The sequence below is a fragment of the Pseudomonas phytophila genome (assembly GCF_025643095.1).
Taxonomy (GTDB): Bacteria; Pseudomonadota; Gammaproteobacteria; order Pseudomonadales; family Pseudomonadaceae; genus Aquipseudomonas; species Aquipseudomonas quasicaspiana.
This window is the reverse complement of the sequence record NZ_CP081201.1, coordinates 4,462,501-4,475,154: the sequence shown is the minus strand read 5'-3', so window position 1 is coordinate 4,475,154 and position 12,654 is coordinate 4,462,501. Positions and strand designations below refer to the sequence as shown.

Genomic DNA, 12,654 nt, shown 5'->3' with positions numbered 1-12,654 from the left:
CATGCGGGGAAATAAGGTGCGCGTCTGGACGCTATTTACGGACCGGGCTGTAGTTGTAGCCATAAGCGGCGCAGTCATAGTCAGCGGTGGATGCCTTGCGCAGCACACCGTTGAAGATCGCGCCTTTGATCAGCACGCCGTTCTGGCCAAGCCGACGTTTGCAGGCTTCGATTTCTTTAACCGTGGTCAGGCCGAAGCGGGTCACCAGCAGACACGTGCCCGCCTGACGCCCGACCAGGGTGGCGTCGGTGACGGCCAGAATCGGTGGTGTGTCCACCAGAATCAGGTCGTAGAGCGGGGAAAGCTCGGCGAGCATTTTGTTGAAGTTGTCATGCATCAACAGCTCAGAAGGATTCGGCGCTGCGAAGCCGCAGGCCATCACGTCGAGGTTGCGTACCTCGGTGTGATTGATGGCGTCCGTGCTTTTCACGCGAGCTGCCAGAGTGTCTGACAAACCGTGCTTGGGGTTCAGACCGAAGATCTTGTGCTGGTAGCCTTTGCGCATATCGGCATCGATTAGCAGCACGCGCCTTCCAGCCTGGGCAATGATCACCGCCAGATTACTGGATACGAAGGACTTGCCAGCGCCGGGCGACGGGCTGGAAATCATCAGGACGTTGTTACGCGCCTCAAGCATCGCGAAGTGCAGGCTGGTACGCAGGCTGCGCAAGGATTCGATGGCCAGCTCGGTGGGTGCAGAAACACTCAGCAGTTTCGATTCCTTGCTGCGTCCCTGACTGTTCTTTTCCAGTCGGTCTTGCTGGCGGGAGTAGGGCAGCGACGCGTAGACCGGCATGCCAATATTTTCGATGATTTCGGGGTTTTCCACGCCGCGATAGAACGCTTGGCGGACGAAGACGGTGCCAACTGCCACGACAACGCCGAGCAATGCAGCCAGCAGCACGATGAGTTTTTTCATCGGTTTGACCGGCTGTTCGACGTTGGCGTCGGCATTGTCGATGATCCTGACGTTACCGATACTGCCTGCACGCAGGATGTCTTGCTCTTGGCTCTTGTTGAGCATCAGGGTGTAAGTCTGGCTGGTGACCTGCATGTCGCGGGTCAGGCGCAGCAGTTCCTGTTGTGTCACGGGCAGCGCTTCGATCTTCTTCAGCAGGCCCTTTTTCTGCGCTTCCAGCTGGCTCATCTGATTCATCAGGCCGCGATAGGTCGGGTGTTCGCGGGTGTACAGACGCTCTATCTCGACGCGCTTGAGCTTGAGTTCGGACAGCATCGAATCCAGCTTGACCACCTGATCCAGGATGCCTTTGGTTTCGATGCTCAGGTCCACGGATTTGGCGCTGGTCTGAAAGTCGTTCAGGGCCATTTCCGACTCTTCCAGTTGCTTGCGTACGGCAGGCAGTTGGGAGCGCAGGAATTCCAGGCGTTGCGCAGCTTCAGCCGAGCTGCGCTCAACGTTCTGGCGCACATATAGGCGGCTGACTTCATTGAGGATGTGATTGGCTTTCTCTGGATCGGGGTCCTGAATGGCGAGGTAGATGATCCCGGAATCCTTGCCTGCTTCGGTGATTTTCAGGCGGTCCTGATAAATCAGTGCGGCCGTCAGCGTGCGCAGTTTGGCGACGATGAACTCAGTGCCTGGTCGTGCATTGAGCGCAGCCACCTGTATTTTTGCGCCTTTGCCCTCGACGGTCTGGTTGATGGCACCACTCAGAATCAACGTACGGTCTTCGTCATAAAGAGAAAAGAACCCCGGTTTTCCTGCAACCAGAATCAGGCTTTCGCCGAGCAGGCCTTCCGGGACGTCGAGCTGAAACACGTCGATCTTCTCTCCGCCCCAGGCGTAGGCAGTCTGGCCAAACAGAGGCTCCGCCAGTGCGTTGGGTGTCTCCTGCTTGAACGTGCGGTTCAAATAAGGGCCAATCACCGGGAACAGTTTCGGAAGCTGCACGATGTTGAGCTTGAGGTCTTCGACCACTTTGCCCAGGACGGCGCGGGATTTGATCAGCTCGATTTCAGTGGTCGCTTGAGACACCGACATGGGTTTGCCGGAGACCTCGGGTGTGCCCTCGATACCGATTTTTTTCGGCTCGATCTGGATCATCGCGTTGGCCTGATAGATCGGTGTGGAAAGCAACGCATAGGCCACGCCCGCCAGGCTGAAGAGCCCGACGATCAAAAGGATAAGGCCCTTGTGGTCGAATAATGTGCGCAAGATAGTTGCCAGATCGATCCGGGAGTCCTGGTAGTAGTCCAGGGAAGAGCGGTTCATAGCGGTCATTTATCTTGTTTCTCCTGACTGAAGAAAAGGTAGCCAGTCGTCGACGCATCTCGAGAGCTGCTCGTAGGTCTGTTCAAAGGCTAATTGGGGTTGCCGGTAGGGGTCGGCGATTTCCAGCTGTTGTTGCCATTTGCCAATCAGAAACGTTTTGCCACGTACTTCAGGAGCCAGCTTCAGCACGCTGTTCAACTGCGAAGGCTCCATCAGCAGAATCAGTTCGGCGCGGTGCAGCATGGCTCTCTCTACCTGACGGGCTTGATGTCGAGGTGTCCGGACTTGATGCATTTGCAATACCGCCTGCGCCAGCGGGTCCATCGGCGAGCCGAGAACCGCGTGTGTTCCTGCCGAAGTCACCTGCACATGCGGCGAAATGCGATGGAGCAACAGCGCCTCAGCCATGGGGCTGCGGCAGATATTGCCGACGCAGATCACCAGCACGTTACTGAACATGGCCTTTGCTGATCGATGGCAGCAGACGCCTGCGCAGATTGACGCTCATGTTGCGGATGGCCATCAGCAGCGCCTGGACTTTGTGCATCGGGCCGAGTGCTGCCAGGGACAGGCAGAAGACCTGTTTCAGGAAGTGTTCGTACAGGGCCTGATTGCCAATGCGCTGGTAATAGTTGGCCAGGCTGCTGCTGGTCTGCAGGCTCATGTGCAATTTGCGTTTGTTGCTGCGCATGGAAAAAATTCCGCCCGGGTGCACCCGGTACGCCGCCGGTTTGATCTCGGCCATGAACTTGCCTTTACCAAAGGCGCCCAACAGCGACCACCAGCACATGTCATTGAGCGGCGCGACGGGCATCATTAGCTCGGGCGGCAGGGTGCTCAGCAGATTACGAAAGCACACCGTCAGGGTCGAAATCGGTCGTGCTTTCTGCAGGTCCAGAGCACTGGCATCGCTGCGCAGATTGCCTTTTAGCTGAATGCCTCGCAGACCGTTTTTATCGAAGGCCATGGCGTCGTGATAGGTCATCACGTAGTCCCGGTTAGCTTCGAGGAAGTCCACCTGGATCTGCAGCTTGTGTGGGTCGGTCCAATAGTCATCAGCTTCGCAATAGGCGATGTAGTGACCGCGCGCCTTGGCAAACAGACCGGGCACACAAGGCCGACCATGCTGGAACTGGTTCACCTGCTCATAGAAGGGCCGAATGATGTGCGGGTAACGTTGGGTGTACTCGGCGATGATCCGTGCCGTGCCATCTGTAGAGGCATCGTCATTGATCAGGATTTCGAAATTGAAGGTCGTCTGCTGAGCGAGAAAGCTGTCCAGTGTCTGAGCGATGAAGTCTTCCTGGTTGTAGGCCGGGCACACGATGCTCAGTAATGGCGGTGCGCTTGGGTCAGTTTTTGTAATCTCATCCATGGCTCATGTACTCGGTTTGCTGAACAAGACGAAAATTCTGGCTGCCACCGGTTTGTAGCTGGCGGCCACGATGAGCAGGGTGATCAGGCCGCTGACTGCCAAGCCTAGAAACACGCTGAGGCGATCATCCCCGGCGATCAGCAGGAACAAGGGTTCGCTGAGGGTCAGACCCACTGCTGTCATCACGCTGATCCGTAAAATGTCTCGCAACCACTGGCCATGGATGCCGGGAGCCAGACGGCGGTGAACGATCATCGGCCAGATGGCGAACGACACCACGCGCAGAAGAAACCATGAGATGGCCGCGCCATAGGCGCCTTGGTAACGAATGGCGAAGAACATCACCGGTACCGTGACGATGGCGGAAACCACGCTGTACCAGATATGCAGACTTATCTGCCCATAGGCGTACTGCAGGTAAAACTGAAAGGCGCTGACGGCCATGATCGCGCTGCCCAGGGAATACCAGCACAGAATCTGATGGCTCCATTGCGCCGCGACCCAGTCGCCGGTCCAGGCATAGATCAGGTACTTGCCATGCAAGCCGATCAGGGCGGCCAGCGGAAACAGAAACGTGCAGGCAAAGCGGTTTGCGGCCAGGAACAGGACGTTCATCTCACTCTGACGACCCTCGGCCACCATCACCGTCATGCGCGGTAATAACGCCTGCACCAGTGGATTGGTGAGCATCATGATGCCGGTGGTGGTCAGGGTCACCAGCGAAAAATAGCCGTATTGATCCAGCGGCAGCAGGTCGGACAGCAACACCTTGTCCATCTGGGTCAGCACAATCCACAGCACTGAAGTCAGGGTCATGCTGGCGGCAAACGGGATAATCGGCTTGACCAGTTGCCAGTTGAAACCCGTGAGGAAGTGCGGGGTGGGCATTTGCTGATACGCCCGGGCAGCAAACATCAGGGTCTCGATCAGCCCGACCAGGACTTGAAATCTGAAGTAGTCCTCGGGGTCCTGAGAGTAGGTACTGACTAACACCAGGCCGCCGAAATAACGCAGTGTCGCAATGATGATGTTGGCGATATTCAGCCACGCGTGTTGTTCAAGGCCCTGAATGCCGCTTTTATATAAGGTTGCATACAGGCGCAGGCCAACCACCAACCCCATTAGGCTGATGCAGTTGATCAGTGTCTCGGGCCGCAGGTCTTTAGCGTTGAGCCACTGCAGGGCAATCCAGGGGCTGCTGAGGTAGATACCGATGCAACACAGCAGCGCCATTGGCAGGAAAATGATTTCGAACGAACGCAGCAACTGCCCCGAGCTGCATTCGCGGGCAAGCGTACCCTGCTGGTGGGCGACGGCACGCACCAGGCTGGGTGACAAACCCGCATCGAGCAGCAGCAACCAGGTCTGCATAACGGCGAAGAATCCGATCAAACCATAAGCCTCGGCACCCAGGTGCCCGAGGTAGAACGGCATGATCAGAATTCCCACCAGCAGAACGTAGGCCTGACCGACATAGTTGAGTGCGGTATTGCGAACGACCGAGCGACTCTGCGCCATGTTGATTACATCGCTCGGGCGATGAGCGGGCTGCGGTAGCGCGCGCTACTGACGCTGCACTCTTCGAGCAGTGTGTTGATGACTTTTTCCTGATCGCTTTTTTGCAGACCGGGATAGATCGGCAGGCACAGTACGCGTTCGCTCAACGCACGGGATTCACACTGGGGAACCTGAGGCTGCAGGTACTCAAGGGTATCCAGCGACGGATAGAAATAGCGTCGTGGATTGATGTCCCGATGGTTGAGTGCAGTGCGTATGCGCAGCAATTGTTGTTCGTTGTGCAGGGCTACCGGGTAGTAGCTGTGATTGAGCTGGCTGTCTGCCTCGGTTTGCTGCAGATCCAGATAGTTTTCCAGTCGGGATGTATAGCGGTAAGCAATTTCAGCCCGCTCTTCAAGAATGTTCTCGATGTCATCCAGGATGCAAAGACCCATGGCGGCAGAAAATTCGTTGAGCTTGGCGTTGATGCCAATACTGTCAATCTTGTCTACGTCAGAGATACCGAAGTTACACAGCAGATAGGCACGTTTGGCTATTTCGTCATCATTGGTGATGATCGCGCCGCCCTCAATGGTGTGGAAAAGTTTGGTGGCATGGAAACTCAAGGTGCTGACATCGCCCCAATTGAGCACCGACTGGCCCGCATGACGCACGGCAAAAGCATGGGCACCGTCATAGATCACTTTGAGTTTGTGCTTGAGCGCAATCTGTTCAATGCGTTCGACAGCACAGGGATTGCCGAATACATGGGTGCCGACGATAGCAGTTGTATCGGCCTCGATGCGGCTTTCGATGTGGTCCGGCGAGATGTTCCAGGTGGCGGGATCAATGTCGGCAAACAATGGCCGTATACCTTCCCACTGCAAGGAGCTGCTGGTTGCGACAAAACTGAAGGGAGTAGTGACCGCGCTGCCACCAAGGTTCAGCGCACGGTAAGCCACTTGCAACGCCAGCGTCCCGTTGTTGGTCAGGATGATATGTTTGACGCCCAGATATTCTTTAAGGCGTTCTTCCAGTTCGCCCAGCAGAGGTCCGTGATTGGTCAGCCAGCCCCGGGCATAAATGCCTTCTACATAAGCCTTGAACTTGCCGATATCGCCCAGGTATGTCTTGGTCACGTTGATCATCGAAGCCTCCATGTTTGACGTTTAACGCAGGTGTCAGAGCGATTTGCCGGGTGTGACTGCCGTGGGGACTGCGCCCGCTTTGATGCTGGCGCGTCGGGCGCGACGTTGGTTGATGTTCAGGATCAGCCGCGTGGTCAGGCTGCCGGCATGGGGATCGCCGAAATGGAAGATTGCCGTCGCCCGGGTAATCGCGGGGCCGCAGGGCTTGTTGGCATGCAGTGTCCGGTAGCCCCAGAACACGTAGATATCGCCCGGTTTGAGCGTCAGTGTTTCGGGCTTGAGCCAGCCTCGCTGGATGGCCATGACCAGTAACTTGCGGCTGAAGGCGTTCTGCAATAACGCTTTTTCAACGGCGTTGAATACCGCGTTATGCCGTACTTTGCGCAGGTTGGGAAACAGCATGAGGTCACCGCGATCATCCCCTTCGGTAGGGATGAACACAGGCACCAGCACGGTAACCAGGCTGGCATCGAAATGAAAACAGTTGGATTCACGACGCCCCTGGTTGCCTTGAACACAGCGCAGTACCGGAAAAATTTCGGTGCTGGCGGGCTCCACGCCGGTGGCCGAGCGATAAAGGCCGGCAAGCATTTGCTGGAAGTCCGCAGACTCCCACAGCGATGACAGCGAACTTTGCGACAGTAACTGCTTACCGTGGTGAGCGAAGTACTCACCCCGATGCAGTGTCGCCTCGGCTTGGGTGTAGGTGCGCAGCAGTTGCAGGTCGTTGGCGTTGAGTGCGCCGCTTATCTGGCAGAACCCCTGAGCATTGATCTGCTCAGCAATCTGCTTTATCTGCGGCTGATCCATGGCAAATGAAGATGGCATCAATTCAATCCCTGATATTGAAGGTGAGCTCGTCCACGCTACCGCCCGAATCCTTTAATCCAGTGCGTGGAGGTCTTGAGCGTATTTCCCGTCACGTGGCGCGGATTCCCGGGCCACGCTACCGCCATTCCGACTGCTCTCAGCAGCTGGGCTCTTTTCTGTTAATCAAAGGACGACCACCGGCGCTAAAGTGCGCCGTGCAGATAACTAACGTGAGGCATTTCAAGAAGTGTGTTGGGTCGATATTTCCTGCGCATTACTCTTTGGTAACACTGCACTGACAAGGAAATGTCTGACATGCGTATATATCGTTCTCGCCTGGCTTTCTGTCAAATTATTTCGTCAACATTCTGTTAAGTTTTTGATAAGTGGTTTTAAATATATCTCAAGTTGTTGATTTATAAGGAGTCAAAAAAACATTACGCTCACTGCTTCGGTGCAGTGACGGTTTTTGGGCACTCTTACAATTTTCATAAACTGAAGGCTCTAAACGCCGTTATCGTTTTTATAACGCCAGAAGTTCGTCGGCTAAAGAGAGGGTTATATAAATCTTTAAAGGAAACATAATATTATTCAAACGAGTGTAATGATTGATATTCACTCCCTTTGAATATATCTATAGACGTTAGAAGGGTGCCGGTCAGTACTGACAGGGGCTTGTTACTCCTGCTGTTGGGCATGGAATGTGCGTGGAGTATCATGGAGTTCTTGAGACAGTTGCTTGCATATGTCTTTTTTGAATAAGCAAATATTAATTAATAATTTTTTGATCTATGTCTGTTCATGCATGATGCTCCACAGGTTCAGTTTGAGCGTCGCAGGAATCGCGACTCGTATTACGCAAACAGTCCGGCGTTCCGGGCTGCGCATTTGAAGGTGGTTTGATGAAAAATCTTGCGCTGTATTTTGACTACGCTGCTACCACTCCCGTTGATGAGCGTGTCATTGAGGTCATGGTGCAATGCCTGGGCAGGTCTGGCACGTTTGGTAACCCGGCATCCAATTCACATGCTTATGGCCGCGAAGCGCGATCTGCCGTTGATATTGCGCGGCAGCAGGTTGCTGATCTGGTGGGGGCTCAGGCGGAGCAGGTCATCTGGACTTCGGGTGCGACCGAGTCGAACAATCTGGCGCTGAAGGGCGTCGCACAAGGTTATGCAGAGCGTCATGGGCGTAGCGCCGGGCACATTATTACCAGCCTGATCGAACACAAGGCGATTCTGGATACCGCGCATCAGCTGCAGTTGGCGGGTGTTGAAGTTACTTACCTGGCACCTGATGCGAATGGCCTGATCGCTCCCGAGGCAGTGACCGCTGCTCTGCGTGAAGATACTTTTCTGGTGTCGTTGATGCTGGTCAACAACGAGCTGGGGACGCTCACCGATATTGCACAGATCGGTCGGCATGTGCGCGAGCATGGGGCACTGTTCCATGTTGACGCTGCTCAAGGGGCTGGCAAGGTCAGGATTGATCTGGCCGAACTGGCGGTGGACCTGATGTCGTTCTCGGCGCACAAGATCTATGGTCCCAAAGGTATTGGTGCGCTGTATGTCGGGCCGCGAGCCGAACAGCGTGTAGAAGCGCAGATTCATGGTGGGGGACACGAGAGTGGCCTGCGTTCAGGCACGCTGGCAACGCATCAGATTGCCGGTATGGGCGCAGCCTTTGCGTTGGCGCAGGCGCTGTTTGACGAAGAGACTGCTCATATTCAGCGTTTGAACGAGCTTTTATGTGCTCGGCTGGCCGATGTCTCCGGCTTGCGTATCAATGGCGACGCGGCTCAGCGCATTCCTCATACCTTGAGTCTGACATTTGGCAACAGTGATCTGGACGTTGCGGTCCTGGGCCACGGTCTGGCTTTCTCCTCGACGTCTGCCTGCAACTCGGCAAAAAACACCCCGTCACATGTTTTGCTGGCGCTGGGTCATGACGCCAAGGCGGCCAGCCAAACCATCCGTCTGAGCCTCGGACGCTTTACCACTGAAGAAGAAATCGAGCGCGCGGCGTCGCTGATCAAGGCTGCAAGGGTACAACCTGCGTTCTGGGCGGTTGCTCAGTCCTGATTGGTGCTCCATTATCTGCCCGCAAGAGATTAATTTATCGGGTCAGCAGGAGAACCAATGAGTACGCAATCGAAACCCAGCGCAGCCGTCGCGCAACGTTTGGCGCAGGCACGGGCCTTGATGAGTCGCGAGCGTATCGATGCTTATCTGGTGCCTTCAGCCGACCCGCATCTTTCCGAATACCTGCCAGGCTATTGGCAGGGGCGACAATGGTTGTCGGGGTTTCATGGTTCGGTCGGAACGCTGATCGTTACTCAGGATTTCGCCGGGCTATGGGCGGACAGCCGTTACTGGGAGCAGGCCACCAAAGAGCTGGCTGGCAGCGGCATTGAACTGGTCAAGCTCCAGCCAGGGCAGCAAGGGCCTTTGGAGTGGCTGGCTGATCAGGCCAAGGCCGAAACGGTTGTGGCAGTCGATGGTGCTGTGTTGGCGGTTGCCTCTTCCCGGACTCTGGCGAGCAAGCTCTATGAGCGTGGAGCAAGGTTGCGTACTGACCTGGATTTGCTGACTGAGTTATGGACAGACCGACCTGCGTTACCCGTCAGCCCTGTTTATGAGCATTTGCCGCCTCAGGCCTCTGTCAAACGAGGGGAAAAGCTCGCTCTTCTGCGTCAGGTCATTACCGAGCGTGGTGCGGACTGGCATTTCATCGCTACGCTTGATGACATTGCCTGGCTGTTCAATCTTCGCGGTTCAGATGTCTCCTACAATCCCGTGTTCATTTCCTTCGCTCTGATCGGGCCGAACAGCATCAGTCTGTTTGTTGACTCGGACAAGCTGAGCGCAGGCGTACGCCTGAGTCTCGAGCAGGACGGCGTTACGTTGCTGGAGTACACCCAGATTGGCGCAGCCTTGCGTGAAGTGCCTAAAGAAGCTCGCCTGCTGGTTGATCCTGCCCGGGTGACCTGTGGACTGCTGGATTACCTGGATGCAGAAGTCACGCTGGTGGAGGGCCTCAACCCGACTACCTTATTCAAGTCCCAGAAGAGTGAAGCCGATACCGCTCACATCCGTCAGGCCATGGAGCAGGACGGCGCGGCGTTGTGCGAATTCTTCTGCTGGCTTGATTCTGCATTGGGTCACGACCCTGTCAGCGAGCTGACTGTTGATGAAAAGCTGGGGCAGGCTCGCCAGCGCCGTCCAGGTTACATATCGCCCAGTTTTGCGACCATTGCCGGGTTCAATGGCAATGGAGCGATGCCGCATTATCGTGCTACCCCTGAAGAGTTTTCGCAGATCGAGGGGGACGGGCTGCTGCTCATTGATTCCGGTGGGCAATATCTGGGGGGCACGACCGATATCACGCGCATGGTTCCTGTTGGTACGCCAAGCGAAGAGCAGAAGCGTGATTGCACTAGAGTACTCAAAGGCCTGATCGCGTTATCCCGTACACACTTCCCTAAAGGCATTCTGTCGCCGCTGCTGGATTCCATCGCCCGGGCGCCAATATGGTCTGAAGGTGTGAACTACGGTCACGGCACCGGGCATGGTGTTGGCTATTTCCTCAACGTCCACGAAGGACCGCAGGTTATTGCCTACCAAGCTCCGGCTACGCCTCAAACCGCCATGTTGCCAGGCATGATTACGTCGATCGAGCCGGGTACTTATCGTCCGGGTCGATGGGGTGTCCGAATCGAGAATCTGGTGATCAATCGTGAGGCACAGAGTACGGAGTTCGGCGACTTCCTCAGGTTCGAAACCCTGACCTTATGCCCGATCGATACCCGATGCCTGGAGATCGGGTTGCTGACGCAGGATGAGCGTGAATGGTTGAACGACTATCACGCTCAGGTGAATCAGCGTTTGAGCCCACTGTTGCAGGGTGCAGCGCTTGAATGGCTGCGAATGCGTACTGTGGCGGTCTGATCTGCTCGAGGTTTATATGGCGGTGAATACAGCCGCCATACTTTCTTTTAGTCAGCGGCTTTTGCAGGTTTTTTGCAGATGATAATCATGCTGCGACTGGTGTAGCCGGCGGGGTTCAAACCGAAAGGATAGTCGCCGGGGTCTTCAACCCCGTCGCCTGACTTGGCGATGATTCGATAGTTTTTCGAAATGCAGGAGTCAGTTGCCATTTCGTAGCACTTTTGCCACGAAGACGACAGACCTGAGCAGTTGATATGGATTCCCCGCTTGGTCTGCTTGATAGGGGCCGAGGTGGCTGCGCAGCCTGTAATTATAAGTGTCGTCAGCGCTATAAAAATGTACTTCATTGCCTTCCTTACTCTGGCCTTCATTGAGCGCCAGTGCCCAGCCCGGATGCGATTACTCAGTCAGATGATTTGGCATTCTGCCGATAGCCAGAAACAGCTTCAGCGTCGCCATGTCGTAAACATGGCTTAACATCGTTACAAATGCCAGTGACATCTCATATTTGAGCAAAAGAGTCCTCAATCGACAGGGACTAATCGCGCGGTGTCTCGCCGTGCTGTAAGGGTTGCGCCCGCTGAGGCCAGGATAATTGCGCCAATGGCCAGCCATTGAGTGAGGGTCAGATTTTCGTGAAGAAAAAGCATGCCTGATAGCGCTCCGAATGCCGGCTCCAGACTGGCCAGGGTCCCGAATGTTCGTGCAGGCATCCGGGTCAGTGCGACCATCTCCAGGCTATAAGGGAGGGCAGTGGACAAGATGGCTACGCCGATAGCGGTAGGAATCAAGCCAATATCGAGAAGCGCCCATCCTGCATGCACGGCACCAATCGGCGCTATGAAGAGGGCAGCAATGAGTACGCCCAGCGCTGCCGTCTGAATGCCGTTATCTTCGCCCGCCTTCTGTCCGAACAGGATGTAGCCTGCCCAGCAAACCCCCGCGCCTAAGGCATAAGCCACCCCGGTCATATCCAGGCTCGCGCTTTCTGCGCCGGTCGGAATGAGCAGCAACAACCCCGTTACGGCCAGCGCGATCCAGACGAAGTCGAGTGGCCTGCGTGAACCAAACAAAGCAACAGCCAGCGGCCCTGTGAATTCCAGGGCTACGGCAATGCCTAGCGGGACGCTGCGCAAAGACATGTAGAAGAGGAAATTCATGCCGCCCAGAGCGATGCCGTAGAACAGGACTGTTCTCAACGACTTCGCAGTGAATCTGGCGCGCCATGGGCGGAGTACCAACAGCAGAATAACGCTGGCAAAGATCAACCTTAAAGAAGTCGTGCCCTGCGCACCCACCAGAGGAAACAGCGTCTTCGCCATTGATGCCCCGGTCTGGATGGATGCCATGGCAATGAGCAGTAGTCCGATAGGGAATAGCGTGTGGGAAAGAGGGCGCAGGTTGTTGCTCATGGGGAGGGTGTTCCAGTCAGCGGGCAGTTGGTGCAAAGGCTATATGATGCGTAAGAAGATCTTGCTGCGCAATATAATGCTCATGGTGAGTTGTTCTTCTATATAAGCAGTATCTTTTTAGCTTTTTTGGGAAAACTGAAATTAGGGGTTGACGGCCTCTCTAATCTCTCTATAATTCGCACCTCTTCTGGCGCAGACAGAACGAAAAACTCGTTGATAATCAATGAGTTGG

The 12,654-nt window shown here is 55.4% G+C and carries 10 protein-coding genes; 2 read left to right on the top strand and 8 right to left on the bottom strand.

The window, feature by feature from the left end:
• Positions 1-31 precede the first annotated feature (31 nt).
• The 6 genes from K3169_RS20210 to K3169_RS20185 are packed head-to-tail and all read right to left on the bottom strand — an operon-like array spanning position 32 to position 7,081.
• Positions 32-2,242 (bottom strand): polysaccharide biosynthesis tyrosine autokinase, encoded by a 2,211-nt coding sequence (locus tag K3169_RS20210; protein WP_263267679.1) that lies wholly within the window; start codon positions 2,240-2,242, stop codon positions 32-34.
• The gene (locus tag K3169_RS20205) at positions 2,243-2,692 is read right to left on the bottom strand and encodes a low molecular weight protein-tyrosine-phosphatase (RefSeq protein ID WP_255883446.1); all 450 of its coding nucleotides are present in this window, start codon (positions 2,690-2,692) and stop codon (positions 2,243-2,245) included. It abuts the gene before it with no gap.
• Entirely contained in the window at positions 2,682-3,608 is a 927-nt protein-coding gene (locus K3169_RS20200) for a glycosyltransferase family 2 protein (RefSeq protein WP_027899253.1), read from the bottom strand. The genes K3169_RS20205 and K3169_RS20200 overlap by 11 nt, the downstream gene beginning before the upstream one ends.
• 3 nt (positions 3,609-3,611) lie before the next feature.
• Entirely contained in the window at positions 3,612-5,126 is a 1,515-nt protein-coding gene (locus K3169_RS20195; RefSeq protein ID WP_263267675.1) for a lipopolysaccharide biosynthesis protein, read from the bottom strand.
• Between the two features lie 5 nt (positions 5,127-5,131).
• Positions 5,132-6,253, bottom strand: coding sequence for a DegT/DnrJ/EryC1/StrS family aminotransferase (locus tag K3169_RS20190; protein ID WP_231676780.1), 1,122 nt, complete (start codon positions 6,251-6,253; stop codon positions 5,132-5,134).
• 33 nt (positions 6,254-6,286) lie between these two features.
• Complete coding sequence (locus tag K3169_RS20185; protein ID WP_231676781.1) at positions 6,287-7,081, bottom strand: hypothetical protein; 795 nt, start codon at positions 7,079-7,081, stop codon at positions 6,287-6,289.
• A gap of 884 nt (positions 7,082-7,965) precedes the next feature.
• On the opposite strand from K3169_RS20185, the gene K3169_RS20180 reads away from it, so the two are divergent.
• Positions 7,966-9,144 (top strand): aminotransferase class V-fold PLP-dependent enzyme, encoded by a 1,179-nt coding sequence (locus tag K3169_RS20180; protein WP_122805435.1) that lies wholly within the window; start codon positions 7,966-7,968, stop codon positions 9,142-9,144.
• 57 nt (positions 9,145-9,201) lie between these two features.
• Positions 9,202-11,010 (top strand): aminopeptidase P family protein, encoded by a 1,809-nt coding sequence (locus K3169_RS20175; RefSeq protein ID WP_263267672.1) that lies wholly within the window; start codon positions 9,202-9,204, stop codon positions 11,008-11,010.
• 47 nt (positions 11,011-11,057) lie between these two features.
• Here the strand turns inward: K3169_RS20175 and K3169_RS20170 are convergent, their stop codons facing one another.
• Together K3169_RS20170 and rhtA are read right to left on the bottom strand one after the other, a co-directional pair.
• Positions 11,058-11,357, bottom strand: coding sequence for a hypothetical protein (locus K3169_RS20170; protein ID WP_099267202.1), 300 nt, complete (start codon positions 11,355-11,357; stop codon positions 11,058-11,060).
• 177 nt (positions 11,358-11,534) lie between these two features.
• On the bottom strand, positions 11,535-12,422 hold the full coding sequence (gene rhtA / locus K3169_RS20165) for a threonine/homoserine exporter RhtA (protein ID WP_099267201.1): 888 nt from the start codon (positions 12,420-12,422) through the stop codon (positions 11,535-11,537).
• Between the last annotated feature and the right edge of the window lie 232 nt (positions 12,423-12,654).

What these genes read in the sequence shown, in the direction of transcription:
- K3169_RS20180 (WP_122805435.1), top strand. Translation starts at nt 7,966, where the DNA reads ATGAAAAATCTTGCGCTGTATTTTGACTACGCTGCTACCACTCCCGTT.
- K3169_RS20195 (WP_263267675.1), bottom strand. Translation starts at nt 5,126, where the DNA reads ATGGCGCAGAGTCGCTCGGTCGTTCGCAATACCGCACTCAACTATGTC.
- K3169_RS20185 (WP_231676781.1), bottom strand. Translation starts at nt 7,081, where the DNA reads ATGCCATCTTCATTTGCCATGGATCAGCCGCAGATAAAGCAGATTGCT.
- K3169_RS20205 (WP_255883446.1), bottom strand. Translation starts at nt 2,692, where the DNA reads ATGTTCAGTAACGTGCTGGTGATCTGCGTCGGCAATATCTGCCGCAGC.
- K3169_RS20210 (WP_263267679.1), bottom strand. Translation starts at nt 2,242, where the DNA reads ATGACCGCTATGAACCGCTCTTCCCTGGACTACTACCAGGACTCCCGG.
- K3169_RS20190 (WP_231676780.1), bottom strand. Translation starts at nt 6,253, where the DNA reads ATGATCAACGTGACCAAGACATACCTGGGCGATATCGGCAAGTTCAAG.
- rhtA (WP_099267201.1), bottom strand. Translation starts at nt 12,422, where the DNA reads ATGAGCAACAACCTGCGCCCTCTTTCCCACACGCTATTCCCTATCGGA.
- K3169_RS20200 (WP_027899253.1), bottom strand. Translation starts at nt 3,608, where the DNA reads ATGGATGAGATTACAAAAACTGACCCAAGCGCACCGCCATTACTGAGC.
- K3169_RS20170 (WP_099267202.1), bottom strand. Translation starts at nt 11,357, where the DNA reads ATGAAGTACATTTTTATAGCGCTGACGACACTTATAATTACAGGCTGC.
- K3169_RS20175 (WP_263267672.1), top strand. Translation starts at nt 9,202, where the DNA reads ATGAGTACGCAATCGAAACCCAGCGCAGCCGTCGCGCAACGTTTGGCG.